Origin of the sequence: Pseudomonas sp. FP215 (assembly GCF_030687795.1) — a bacterium.
Classification (GTDB): Bacteria; Pseudomonadota; Gammaproteobacteria; order Pseudomonadales; family Pseudomonadaceae; genus Aquipseudomonas; species Aquipseudomonas salmasensis.
Genome location: NZ_CP117447.1, coordinates 4,888,706 through 4,901,897, shown reverse-complemented (window position 1 = coordinate 4,901,897; position 13,192 = coordinate 4,888,706). Strand labels below are relative to the sequence as shown.

Genomic DNA, 13,192 nt, shown 5'->3' with positions numbered 1-13,192 from the left:
CAGGTTTTTCGCGAGCAAGCTCGCTCCTACAGTGAGTGGAGGTAGAAAATGAGCATCGCCCTGAATGTAATCACCGGCTTCCTCGGCAGTGGCAAAACCACTTTGCTTACCCGCCTGCTGCAAGGCGAGAGCCTCGGTGACACCGCTTTGCTGATCAATGAATTCGGCGACGTCGGGATCGATCATCTGCTGGTGGAAGAGGTCGCGCCCGACACCGTGCTGCTGCCCAGCGGCTGCGTGTGCTGCTCGATTCGCGGTGAGTTGAAAGATGCGCTGCTTGGCCTGCTGCAGCGTCGCGAGCGCGGGGAGATTCCGGCGTTCAAACGGGTGATCCTGGAAACCACCGGCCTGGCCGACCCGGCGCCGATCCTTGCAACTTTGAACAACGACATGCAGTTGCGCGGGCGCTTTCATATCGGCCTGGTCATCACGCTGGTCGATGCCAGCCATGCCGCTCTGCAAGAGCGCCTGCACCCGGAGTGGTTGGCGCAAGTGGCGGCAGCGGATCGTTTGCTGCTGAGCAAGACCGACCTGGTCGACGACTGCGAGCCCCTGCGCACGCACCTGCGGGCCCTCAACGCCGGTACTCCGATCCTCGATACCCAGGCTGTCCACAGCGGTGAGCAACTGCTGCTGGGGGAAGGCTTGCGCAGCGCCGAGCCGGCCCTGGAAGTCAGCCGCTGGCAACTGCATCAAACCACCACGGCCTGCCACGGCGCCGCGCAGGTGTGCTGTTTGACCTTCGATCAGCCGCTGGACTGGGTCGGTTTCGGGGTGTGGCTGTCGATGCTGCTAAGATGCCACGGCGAACGAATCCTTCGTGTCAAAGGGCTGCTCAACGTGAACGCCAGTAACGCTCCCATCGTCATTCATGGCGTGCAGCACTGCCTGCATACCCCGACCCATTTGCCCGCGTGGCCGGGAAGCGACCGGCAATCGCGGTTGGTGTTTATTTTGCGCGGCCTTGACCCGGCATTGTTGCGCCGCTCCTTTGAGGTGTTCTCCCGGCGGTTCGCGGCATGATCACCTTACGCGTCCTCGGCACTTCCGTGACCCTGCTCGAAACGTTGCGTAGACGCGCCGAGCAGGAGTTGGGCATTCGCCTGGTGTACCAAGTGCATGACGTCGAGCAGGCCCAGCGCATTGCAGTGATGCAGCCCGATAGCTACGACCTGTATGACCAATGGTTCCATAACGTGGACTTTGTGTGGCCGGCGCGGGCGATTCAGCCCATCGACACGCGGCGTATCGCCCTGTGGCACGAGATCAATGACCTGCCCAAGCGCGGCCGCCTCTCGGCCGATGACCGCCTGGGCGGCGGCAGTGTGCCCAGTGAGCGGCTGTTCGTGCAGCACGATGGCAGCCTGGGCAGCACCGTCACTGAGCGCATCAGTATGTTGCCGTTGACCCACAACGCCGACAGCTTCGCCTACCGCCCTGAACGTTTGCCCGATGGTTTCTGTCATGGCAATGAAAGCTGGGGCTGGTTGCTCGACCCGGCCTGGGGCGCCCGCACTGCGCTGCAAAGCGACGCCGCCATCGGCGCCCTGGATGCAGCGTTGGCAGTGCAGGGCGCCGGCCTCGCCACGTTCAAGGACATCGGCAACATGAGCATCGAAGAGATCGACGTGCTGGCCGACATTCTGGTGCGCAAGCAGAAACAAGGGCACTTCGCCGCGTTCTGGTCGGATGATGAAGAGGCCGCGCAATTGATGCTCAGCCCGAGCATCGATATCCAGAGCCTTTGGTCGCCGACCTTGATGCGTCTGCACCGCGCGGGGGTGAAATACCGCTTGGCCGTGCCTCGCGAGGGCTACCGCGCCTGGTTCGGCGGCCTGTCCCTGTCACGGCATGCCAAGGGGCCGGTGCTGGATGCGGCCTACGCATATTTGAATTGGTGGCTGTCCGGCTGGCCTGGCGCGGTGATGGCCCGCCAGGGTTACTACATCGGCAACCCGGCGCGTACGCGAGACCACTTGAGCAGTGCCGAATGGGATTACTGGTACGCGGGCAAACCCGCGCGCGAAGAGTTGCTGGGCAGCGATGGCTTGCCGTTGATTGATATTGGAGAGGTGCGCGATGGAGGCTCTTATGAGCAACGCATGGGGCATATTGCGGTGTGGAACTCGGTGATGGATGAACACAACTATCTGGTGAGGCGTTGGGGGGATTTCATGCGGGCACGAGGTAACTAGTCGGCTTGGTGAAAATCGAGTCAATAATGTGACGCTAAACCCCCTCTATTTATTGGGTTTACTTATCCCCAGTCCCAGCTAACCTGCTTTAATAAAATCCCCCATAAAAAAGGATGTTTTTTTGACGCCGGTTAGCAGTCGGCAGGGACGCGTATGACATCAGGAAAGCACGGCCAAGAGCGACGAGCACGGCCCGAGGGTACGGCCATGCACTGGCGCCACACGTTTCAGACCCGTATTGCCGGGGTGCTGGCGCTGTTGTTGTTGGTGGTCGTGGCCGCCACCTATTTTGCCGTGAAGGCCGCCACCACCCGCGCGGTGGAGAACCAGGCCGACGTACAGCTGAACACGGGGCGGCAGGTGTTCGAGCGCCTGCTGGACCTGCGCGGGCGGCGCTTGCAGTACGGGTTGGACTGGCTCACCGCCGATGGGCCGTTCAAGCAGGCGGTGGCCGGTGGTCGCACGGTGCCGATCCTGGAGGCGCTGGGCACCCATGGTACCGGGGTCAGTTCCAGCGAAGTGGTGGTGCTGGGCCTGGATGACAGGGTCATGGTCAGTACCCTGCTGGTGCAGACGCGAGGCCAGTTGTTCCCATATGCCGATGCCTTGCGCAAGGCGCGGCGCAGCGGCCAGCAAATGTTGATCGTCGCCATGGCCGGGCGCCCCTATTTGCTGGTGCAAAAAGATGTGCTCGGGCCTGTGCCTATCGCCCGCGTGGTCATGGGCTTTCCCATGGATACGCAATTTGCCCATGAACTGCGTTCCATGAGCAACCTGGAGGTGTCGTTCCTCAGCGTGCAGGACGGCCATCTGGGGCAACTGTTCACCACCCACCCTGGCAATTGGCGCCCAAGCATCGTCAGCCTCTTGCATGGCACGCAGGTCGATCCCGAGGCGAAGATCCAGCTGTTCCATGGCCAGCGTGTGCTCAGCCAGGTGTTGCCCTTGGCCAATAGCGGCGAGGGCGATGAAGTGCGCGTGTTGCTGCAAAGCCCGCTGGACCATGCGCTGGAATCCTTCGCGCCGCTGGACCGGCAGTTCATGGGGATTGCCCTGGGGGTGCTGCTGGTGTCCCTGGCGGTGGCGTTATTCCTGGCGCGGCGCGTGTCACGCCCGCTCAATGCGCTGGTGCAAGCCGCTGAACGGATCGGGGCCGGTGACTACCGCACCCCGGTGCGGGTGCGTAGCCACGACGAGTTCGGCCTGCTGGCGCGTGCGTTCAATGCCATGCAAAGCGGCATCGCCCTGCGCGAACGGCAACTGGCCCACAATGCCTTGCATGACCCGCTCACCGGCCTGCCCAACCGCGCCCTGGCCATGGAGCGCCTGGGCAGTGCGATCAGCGCGAGGCGGCCGGTGGTATTGCTGTACGTAGGCATTGAAAACTACCGGCTCATCAACGAAGGGTTTGGCCCCGAAGGGGTCGAGCACATGTTGTGCGAGGCCAGCCGCTGCTTGTCCAGCAGCCTGTTGGCCAGCGACACCGCCGCGCGCATCGCCGGCAGTGAGTTTCTGTTGTTGCTGGAAAACACCGAGATCGACTCTGCCGTAGCCCGCGCCGACCAGTTGCATGGGGCATTGACCGAACCCCTGCGCTTCGGCAATGACGAAGTGCGCCATGAGGTGAGCATCGGCATCGCCGCGTACCCTGCTGACGGGCAGCAGGTGGAAGAATTGATCAACCGCGCGGCCATCGCCCGGCACGACGCGGCCAACCTGCCGGGGCATTTGCAGATCTACCAACCGGACCGCGACCTGGCCTACCAACGTCAGATCAGCCTGATTCGCGACCTGCGCCGCGCCGTGATCGAAGGCGAGTTGTTCCTGTGCTACCAGCCCAAGCTTGACCTGCGGCACGGGCACGTGAGCCAGGCCGAAGCCTTGCTGCGCTGGCAACACCCTACGCTGGGGCAAGTGTCCCCCGCAGAGTTCATTCCCCTGGCCGAACGCACCGGCAGCATGGGCGCCCTGACCCTGTGGGTGATCGAGGAAGCCATCCGCCAGATTGCCGAATGGGCGCAGCGTGGGCTGGTTATCCAACTGTCGGTGAATATCTCGGTGAACGACTTGGCGGATGATGACTTGGCCATTCGCGTTACCGCGCTATTGGCTCAATACCACGTGAGCGCCGAGCATTTGATTTTTGAAATCACCGAGAGCGCCATCATGCACAACCCGCAGCAGGCCCTCAGCGTGCTGGAGCAGTTGCGCAACTGCGGGATCAGCCTGTCGGTGGATGATTTCGGCACCGGTTACTCCTCCCTCGCACAGCTGCAGCGCCTGCCGGTGCAAGAACTGAAGATCGACCAGTCCTTTATACGCAACCTCGACAGCACCAGCGGCGACGGCGTGATCGTGCGTTCCACCATCGAGATGAGCCATAGCCTGGGGCTCAAGGTGGTGGCCGAGGGCGTGGAGTTCGAACACAGCCTCACCTTGCTCAAACGCTGGAGCTGCGACACCGCCCAAGGCTACCTGATCAGCCGGCCGCTCAATGCCCTGGCGTTCGAGCGGTGGATGCGGCGTGAGCGGGTGCCTACTTAGACCAGTGTTTGCAGTCGCGCCCACAACCTTTGGACATGCTGGCGTTCGGTGCCCAGCGCACCGATAGACACCCGCACCATCCAGCGCTCATTGAGGAGGGCGGGGGTGACGTAGGCATCGCCTGACTGGTTGAGTTTTTCTGCCCAGGCTCGGGTGTGAGTATCCAGGGCCTGACCTTCCAACCCCGGCGGTTCGTGGCGAATGCACAGGGTTTGCAAGGCGGGCGTGGCCACCAGTGTCCAGTGTTCAGTGGCTTCGATCTGCTCTGCCAGCCAGCGCGCATTGGCCAGGTCTCGCCGCAGCCGCGCTTGCAGGCCGCTGACGCCTTGCTCGCGTATCAGAAACCACAACTTCAAGGCGCGAAAGCGGCTGCCCAGGGAAATCCGCCAGTCACGGTAGTTTCGCACTTGGCCGTCTGCGCTGGACTGCAGGTAGCTCGGGTTGGTGGTCATGATGCGAATCAAATGCTCGGGGTCGCGCACGAAGTACACCGAGCAATCGAAGGCCGCGCCCAGCCATTTGTGCGGGTTGAGCACCAGCGAGTCGGCCTTTTCGATGCCATCCCACAGGGCCCGGCATTCCGGCAGGATCATTGCCGCGCCAGCCATGGCCGAGTCCACGTGCAGCCACAGGCCATGGCGTTGGGTGAGGTCGCCAATCGCATCCAGAGGGTCGATCGCCATGGCGGCCGTGGTGCCGGTGGTGGCAATCACCACGCAGGGGGTGTTGCCGGCGGCCAGGTCCTGTTCGATGGCCTGCGCCAGTGCCTGGGGCGACATTGCATTGTGTGCATCGGTGGCGATGGTGCGGATATGGTTCTGGCCGAACCCGGCCAGGATCGCCGCCTTGTTGACCGAGCTGTGGGCATGGGCTGAGGTGTAGACGATCAAGGGCGCGCCGCTGTTTTGCAGGCCGTTGTGCATCAGCGCGTAATCGGAGCTGCGTTCCCGGGCGCTGATAAGCGCCACCAGGGTGGAGGTGGACGCCGAGTCCTGAATCACACCGCTCCATGTGTTGCCCAGGCCGAGCATGTCGCGCAGCCAGTCGGTGGTGACTTCCTCGATTTCGGTGAGGGCCGGGCTGGATTGCCAGGACAACCCAATCACACCCAGGCCGGTGCTCAGGCAATCGCCCAGCACTGAGGACAGTTCCACATTGGAAGGGAAGAACCCGAAGAAACTGGGATGCTGCCAATGCAGCAAGCCGGGCATGATCAGTTTTTCGACGTCGCCCATGATCTGTTCGAAGGGTTCGGCGGTGTCAGGCGGGCTGGCCGGCAGGGCAGCTTTGATCTCGCCAGGCTGGGTGGTGGGCTGCACGCCGCGTTGTTCGATGTTCTGTCGGTAGTCTGCAATCAGGTCGATCATGGCATAGCCATGTTGGCGGAATTCTTCGGGGGTCATAGATAAACGTCCATGTGCACGAGCGATAAAAGTATTAGCACCAGAAGTAAAACGGTTCACCGGGGGTATAGCCGATAAACGACTGCATGCTGACGCGTTTTCCCGAATCAAACCCGCAGATGGCGTGGGGGCGGCGGGTATTGATCAGCACCAGTTCGTTCTGGCGCGGGCGGATGCGCAGCGGTTTTTGTAAACACTGTTCGGGCAGTTGGGCACCCTCGAAGCGCTGGACCTGGTCATAGCTAAAGGCTTGGGTATCCCAGATGATCAATTCGCCTCCCGAAGGCGGCGTTTCAAGATAGATATTGGCGCTGAATTGCTGCTGCAACTCAGCGATTGAACGGGGCAGACAATCCACATGGGGCACCGTTTCCGAGAGGTGCGCCGTCTCCGGGAACATGACGCGGATGATCCCGCAAAACATCGGTTGGCCCTGGAACGCAGCGGCTGTTGCACCTTGCGGCCAGAGCGCCTGGAACTGTTCCATCAGCTGTTGAATGGGCGGTTTTTGCGGTGCACAGAGGCTGTCGATAAGGCCACGCATACGGGCCGCGTCAGCATAATATTTCTCTTGGGCATCACTGCCGGCGGCCTTGCCGTACGTGGAGTTGAACGGGGTGCCCCAGCGATGCACACCATAGAAGTGCTGAACCACGCGCCCCTCTTCGTAGGTTTCATGGCCGTAGTGTTCCAGGGTGGCGGTGTCGTCGATGGCCTGAATCAACCGTGCGCTGGTGGTTGCGTTGGCAAATTCAGGTACGCGAATGGCAAGCACTTCGCCACTGATGAGTTTTTTCAGAGTGGCAGTAGTGAGGTGTTCAAGTTCCAGGATTTTTGTGGGGGTGGAAAGAATCGGTTTTGTAGCGACATGGTCCGTCATGCAGTGAAGCTCCCTTTAAAGTGTTATCCGTACGCCTTTTTGTATTACGCAGGGCGTGCGCTCTAAATTAGTTTTAAAGGGCAGAGGGGAAACCGCCGGGGCATTTTCGACAGGCAAAAAAAAGCGGCTGCCCATTTGGGCAGCCGCCTTTGTTTTACCGCCAGTGCTACTTAATCCGGCAGTTTGAACGCCATTACATAATCACCCTGCTTGGTGCCCAGGGAACCGTGACCGCCCGCCATGACCAGCACGTACTGCTTGCCGTCCTTGCCGGTGTAGGTCATCGGGGTGGTTTGCGCGCCTGCAGGCAGGCGGCCTTCCCATAGTTGCTTGCCGTTTTTCACGTCATAGGCACGCAGGTACTGGTCCAGGGTGCCGCTGAGGAACGCAACGCCACCGGCGGTGGTGAACGTACCGCCCAGGCTAGGCACGCCCATGGTCAGCGGGATTGGAACCGGCGAGCTGTCACGCACGGTGCCGTTTTTGTGCATCCAGATGGTCTGGTGGGTGGTCAGGTCGACCGCGGCCACGTAGCCCCATGCCGGTGCCTGGCACGGCAGGCCCATCGGCGACAGCAACGCCTCAAGGATCACACCATACGGCGCGCCTTTGTTCGGCTGCACGCCTTCGGTTTCGCTGACGCGTGGGCCTTGCTTGGCGATGTCGGCCGCCGGGATCAGCTTGGATTTGAACGCCATGTAGCTTGGGTTCACGAAGGCGATCTGGCGCACTGGGTCAACCGAGATGCCGCCCCAGTCGAACACGCCGAAGTTGCCTGGGTACACGATCGAACCTTGCAGGGACGGCGGCGTGAACGGGCCGTCGTAGCGCATGGATTTGAAGTCGATCCGGCACAGCATCTGGTCGAACGGTGTCACGCCCCACATGTCGCGTTCTTTCAACGGCGGCGGCATGAAGTTCAGGTCGGACTTGGGTTGGGTAGGGGAGGTGCGGTCGCCCGCCACTGCGCCCTGTGGCACCGGAATCTCATTGACGGGCACCACTGGCTGGCCAGTGGCGCGGTCGAGCACGTAGATGCTGCCTTGCTTGGTCGACGCCATCACGGCCTGCTTCACGCCCGCAGCGGTCTTGATGTCGATCAGCGAAGGCTGGCCGCCCACGTCCATGTCCCACAGGTCGTGGTGGGTGAACTGGAAGGTCCACTTCACGTGGCCGGTGTCGATGTCCAGGGCGGTCAGGCCCGCGGCGTACTTCTCGGAGTCATCGGTACGGTCGCCGCCGTACTGGTCGGGCATCTGGTTGCCCATCGGCAGGTAGAGCATGCCGAGTTTTTCATCCACGGCGAACATGGACCACATGTTCGGCGAGTTGCGGGTGTAAGTCTTGCCTTCGGCCAACGGGGTGGTGTCGTCCGGGTTGCCGCTGTCCCAGTTCCACACCAGCTTGCCGGTGTGCACGTCGAACGCACGGATCACGCCGCTTGGCTCGTCGATGGAAACGTTGTCGGTGACGTGACCGCCGATCACGACCAGGTTCTTGGTCACGGCCGGTGGCGAGGTGGAGTAGTAACCGCCTGGGGCGAAGCTGCCGATGTTGGCACGCAGGTCGACCTGGCCTTTGTCACCGAAGTCTTCGCACATCTTGCCGGTGTCGGCGTTCAGGGCGATCAGACGGGTGTCTGCGGTCGGCACGAAGATGCGTTTCGGGCAGGCATTCGGTGCGGCGGCCGGGCTGGCTGTGCCAGTCGGGCTTTGCTCGGAAGCGTAGGCAGCGTCATCGTGGTACGACACGCCACGGCAGGTCATGTGCGCCCAACCTTTGAAGCTCTCAGCACCCTGGGTGGTGATCTTCGGGTCGAAACGCCAGATTTCCTTGCCGGTGTCCGGGTCCAGGGCAATCACTTGGCTGTGCGGCGTACACACGTAGAGCATGCCGTTGACCTTCAGCGGGGTGTTTTCCGCGGTGGTTTCACCGGGATCGCCCGGGCCAGGGATGTCGCCAGTGCGATAGGTCCACGCCGGCACCAGTTTGTGGGCGTTTTCCGGGGTGATCTGTGCCAGTGGCGAGTAACGGTCACCGAAGGCCGAACGGCCATAGGAATTCCAGTCGCCATCGGCTTGAGTTGGCGCAGCGCTGGCCATACCCGGTACCGCATCGCGGTCCAGTTGGCCGGTCTTGACCATTTCACCTGGGTTGGTGAATTGGCTGGCCAGGGCGGTAGCGCCCGCCAGCACCACGGCCACACTCAGGGCGCCAGTGCCCAGCGGCGCGGCTTGGCCACGCAGCAACGGACGGCGAAACCACGGCAGCAGCATGACGATGCCCAGGGCGAACAACAGGGCCAGGCGCGGCACCAACTGCCACCAGTCCAGGCCGACTTCCCACAGTGCCCACACGGTGCTGGCGAACAACACCAGTGCGTACAGGCCCAGCGCAGCGCGGCGGGTGGCCAGCAGCAACACGCCGGTCAGGGTGATGCCGATACCGGCGAGCAGGTAGTACAGCGACCCGCCGAGCATGCTCAGCTTGACGCCGCCAGCCAGCAAGGCCAGCCCCATGATCAGCAGCAAGACGCCTAGCAGCCTGGGCAGCAGGCGGCTTGGGCTTGAAGCACCATCAGTGCTCATAGTGTGTTTCTCCGTGACGTTGGAATAATTATGTAACCCCGTGCTTCACTGTAGATGACGATTCGGCACGGGCTTGGTTCATCGTTATTTTTGAGTTTTTCTGTGGATAACCGGGTTATCCACAGGCAGGCAACAGATTCCCCGGCGCAGGTCGGTTTAAGACAGCGCTGTCTTTGTGTGAAGGGAAATTCGGCAAATGGGATCAACCCGGAGGTGAAGCGTTTCAGATTGTTGCGAAGGATAATGCGGCGGGGCGTTTTGAGAAAGGGTGAATCGCAAGATGCATCATTTCAGTTTTGGTAACAGTGACAGATAGTCGCTGCAAAAATAGGGGTTGGGCACGCCCCCCCTGTAGGAGCGAGCTTGCTCGCGAAAAACACCCAGGCGCCACGTTTATTCAGGAAGCGCGCGTTATCGTTGGCGTTTTTCGCGAGCAAGCTCGCTCCTACAGGGGGTTGAGGTGACGGTTAGAAGGTGGTGCGAACGCCGAACTGCACACTGCGCCCCGGCGCCGGCGCGATGTCGCGCAGGATCGAGCTGGCATAGCGCACGGTCTGGTTGGTCAGGTTTTCACCGTTGACGAAGGCCAGCCACTGGCTGCCGCCCACATTGAAGCGATACCCCGCGCTGGCGCCAAGGGTGGTGTAGCCGTCGGTGCCGCTTTCGTTATCCGGCACACGCCCTTGGCCTGCCGCATGTTCCACGTCGATACGCGCCTGCCAGCGGTCCAGTTCCCACAGCAGGCCGCTGCTCATGCGCAGGGGCGCAATGCGTGGCAAGGCTTCGCCGGTGTCCAGGTTGGTGGCGCGGGTATAGTCGCCCGACAGTTCCAGCGCAAACTTGCCGTAGGCGCCTTCGCCGAGCTTCCAGTGATCCTGGGCTTCGAAGCCGGCAAAACGTGCGCGCACGCCAGAATATTCATACTCGGGAATACCACCCGCGTCCTCTTCGCCTTCATCGTTCAGGGTGCGACCCGTGCCCAACAAACCGATGTAATTGGAGAAGTGGCTGTAGAACACGCCGAAGCTGCCCTTGTGGGTGCCATTGTCAAAGCGCAGGGCCAGGTCGCTGGACACGGCCTTTTCTTTCTTCAGGTTGGCATCGCCCAACTCATAGGTACCGGTAGCGACGTGGGCGCCGTTGGCGTACAGCTCGTAGAAGGTCGGCGCACGTTCGGTGTAGCCCAGGGTGGCGGCCAGGGACCAGATCGGCGTGAGGGTGTACACCGCGCCGGATGACAGGCTGCCGGCGGTGAAGTTACTGCTCTTGTCGGCATTGGCAAAACGCTCGTTGCCTTTGGCGTTCGGGTCGACGCTGGTGTGTTCCAGGCGTGCGCCGAGGCTGAGTTTGAGGCGCTCGGTGGCTTGCATTTCTTCGAGGACAAACAGCGCGCCGGCGTTGGTGTCGGTCTGCGGTACGAAGGCTTCTTCGCCCAAGGCCGAGAACTCGTTGCGGGTCACTTGGGCGCCGACCACGCCATCGAACGGGCCAATGGGCTGGTGACGCGCTTCTACCCGCGCTTCATAGCCTTTGTTCTTGAAGGTGGTGCCGGTTTCGCCGCCTTCGATTTCGCGGTGTTCGTAGTCGGTGTAACCGGCGTCGAGTTTCACCGAGGTAAACGGCCCTTGCAGGTTGCGGATCTCGGACGCAAAGGCGTAGTGGTCCTGTTTCATGCGGATGCGCACATCCTGCTCGGCGGGTGAGCCGTAGTTACTGTCGTAATTGCTGTAGGACAGCCCGGCATAACCATCGTCCCAGGTGTAGGAGCCGCCCACCGCACCGCCGTCCTGGCGCCCATTGCTGTTGCCCAGGCGCCCGTTTTTGCCGGGGCCGTTCTCGCTCTCCGGGGCATGCCGGCTGCGCGCATAACCTGGGATTTTCAGGTCGTTGAACTCGCGCGCATTGGCGTCCAGATGCAAGGCGAAGGTGCCGTTGCCGGCTTCCAGCTTGCCTGCGCTGCTTCGGGTGGTATCGGCGCCGCCGTAGCGCAACTCGCCAGCGCCATGGATGCCCTCGATGGCCTCGGTGGGGATGCGATTGTCGAAGGTATTGACCACCCCACCGATGGCGCTGCCGCCATACAGCAGGGCGGCCGGGCCGCGCACGATTTCAATGCGGTCAACGTTGATCGGGTCCAGCGGCACCGCGTGGTCGTAGGACAGCGACGAGGCATCCAACGCCCCCACACCGTTGCGCAGGATACGAATACGGTCGCCATCCTGGCCGCGAATGATCGGGCGGCTGGCCCCCGGGCCAAAGTACGAAGACGACACGCCCGGCTGCTTGTTCAGGGTTTCACCGAGGCTGCCTTTTTGTTGCAGGGTCAGGTCATCGCCTTCCAGCACGGTGGTGGGCGAGGCCAGCTGTTCGCTGCCCAGCGGGTTGCCGGTGACCACTTGGGGTGGCAGTTCCAGGGCATGGGCCTGGGAGCCGATCAACAGGGCGGCGGCGAGGGGCGACAAGCACCAGAGAGAAGGCAGCGACATCGGATATTCCTAGGCAAAAAGGTTGTTAAGTAAAGTTACAATATAACATCTCTTTTTTCCGAAAAAGGGGAACTTTTCTTCACGGGCTATATTCAATGCGATGCTTCCACCTGCAGGCCTCGTCGGCTAAGGTGCGCGGCTGTGTTTCCTCTTTTTGCAAAAGGCCCGGCATGACCGCGACAAGCAACGACCCGCTCCACGGTGTGACCCTGCAACACGTGCTCACCACCCTGGTGGACCATTACGAGTGGAGCGGCTTGGCCGAGCGCATTGATATCCGCTGCTTCAAGAGTGACCCGAGCATCAAGTCGAGCCTGACCTTCCTGCGCAAAACCCCTTGGGCGCGGGAAAAAGTCGAAGGCTTGTACGTCAAACTGATGCGTACCAAGCGCCCCCTGGATTGAAAGCATGAAGCGCTTTGTCGCGGCGGCCGCCTTGGCCGGTTGGGTGGGGTTGGCGATCCAGCAATACCTGATTCTCTATTCGCGCTGGACCAGCGGCGCGAGCTTGCTGGGCGGCTTGATCAGTTTTTTCAGCTTCTTCACCGTGCTGACCAATACCCTGGTGGTCGTGGTGCTCAGCTACTCACTGGTCGAGCGCGACTCTGGCGCCAAGCGGTTTTTCCTCGCGCCCCGCATCAGTAGTGCGATAGCGGCGAGCATCGTGGTGGTGAGCCTGGCCTACAACCTGCTGCTGCGACATCTGTGGAGCCCGCAAGGCTTTCAATTTATCGCCGATGAGTTGCTGCACGACGTCATGCCGTTGCTGTTTGTGGTGTATTGGTGGCGGTGTGTGCCCAAGGGCACCTTGCGGTTCAAGCACATTGCCGGCTGGGTGATTTACCCATTGGTGTACTTCGGTTATGTGCTGCTGCGCGGGCATATGCTCGGGCAGTATCAGTACCCGTTCATGGATGTGGACAGCCTCGGTTATCCACAGGTGTTTGTGAATGCCGCAGGTATTTTGGCAGGGTTCATCGTCATCGCGCTGGCGATCATTGGCCTGGACAAGCACCTCAAATCCCCCTCGATTTAAAGTGAGCACCATTAATGTGGGAGCTGGCTTGCCTGTGATAGCCATAGGTATCCACACAATT

The 13,192-nt window shown here is 61.6% G+C and carries 9 protein-coding genes; 5 read left to right on the top strand and 4 right to left on the bottom strand.

What is annotated here, in order from left to right; genetic code table 11:
* Nucleotides 1-48: 48 nt before the first annotated feature.
* The 3 genes from PSH76_RS22195 (at nt 49) to PSH76_RS22185 (ending at nt 4,739) form a co-directional block, all read left to right on the top strand.
* Nucleotides 49-1,023: a GTP-binding protein gene (locus tag PSH76_RS22195; protein WP_032893385.1), complete on the top strand. Its 975-nt coding sequence runs from the start codon at nt 49-51 to the stop codon at nt 1,021-1,023.
* Nucleotides 1,020-2,195, top strand: coding sequence for a PotD/PotF family extracellular solute-binding protein (locus tag PSH76_RS22190; RefSeq protein ID WP_032893382.1), 1,176 nt, complete (start codon nt 1,020-1,022; stop codon nt 2,193-2,195). The genes PSH76_RS22195 and PSH76_RS22190 overlap by 4 nt, the downstream gene beginning before the upstream one ends.
* Before the next feature lie 207 nt (nt 2,196-2,402).
* Nucleotides 2,403-4,739, top strand: coding sequence for a bifunctional diguanylate cyclase/phosphodiesterase (locus PSH76_RS22185; protein WP_305492926.1), 2,337 nt, complete (start codon nt 2,403-2,405; stop codon nt 4,737-4,739).
* Here PSH76_RS22185 and PSH76_RS22180 read toward each other — a convergent pair.
* The 4 genes from PSH76_RS22180 to PSH76_RS22165 all read right to left on the bottom strand — a co-directional run bounded on the left by PSH76_RS22180 (nt 4,736) and on the right by PSH76_RS22165 (nt 12,096).
* Entirely contained in the window at nt 4,736-6,142 is a 1,407-nt protein-coding gene (locus PSH76_RS22180) for a pyridoxal-dependent decarboxylase (RefSeq protein WP_305492925.1), read from the bottom strand. The genes PSH76_RS22185 and PSH76_RS22180 overlap by 4 nt on opposite strands.
* A gap of 34 nt (nt 6,143-6,176) precedes the next feature.
* The gene (locus tag PSH76_RS22175) at nt 6,177-7,022 is read right to left on the bottom strand and encodes a 2OG-Fe(II) oxygenase (protein WP_305492924.1); all 846 of its coding nucleotides are present in this window, start codon (nt 7,020-7,022) and stop codon (nt 6,177-6,179) included.
* 170 nt (nt 7,023-7,192) lie between these two features.
* Nucleotides 7,193-9,610 carry a glucose/quinate/shikimate family membrane-bound PQQ-dependent dehydrogenase gene (locus tag PSH76_RS22170; RefSeq protein ID WP_044272077.1) on the bottom strand — a complete coding sequence of 806 codons (2,418 nt, stop codon included), beginning with the start codon at nt 9,608-9,610 and terminating at the stop codon, nt 7,193-7,195.
* A 467-nt stretch (nt 9,611-10,077) separates the two neighbouring features.
* Entirely contained in the window at nt 10,078-12,096 is a 2,019-nt protein-coding gene (locus tag PSH76_RS22165) for a TonB-dependent receptor (RefSeq protein ID WP_305492923.1), read from the bottom strand.
* Nucleotides 12,097-12,266: 170 nt separating this feature from the next.
* Between PSH76_RS22165 and PSH76_RS22160 the strand changes: the two genes are divergently transcribed.
* A complete protein-coding gene (locus PSH76_RS22160; protein WP_032893373.1) occupies nt 12,267-12,500 on the top strand; it encodes a VF530 family DNA-binding protein in 234 nt (77 codons plus the stop codon).
* Nucleotides 12,501-12,504: 4 nt separating this feature from the next.
* Nucleotides 12,505-13,131 carry a Pr6Pr family membrane protein gene (locus tag PSH76_RS22155; RefSeq protein WP_032893371.1) on the top strand — a complete coding sequence of 209 codons (627 nt, stop codon included), beginning with the start codon at nt 12,505-12,507 and terminating at the stop codon, nt 13,129-13,131.
* Nucleotides 13,132-13,192: the final 61 nt, after the last annotated feature.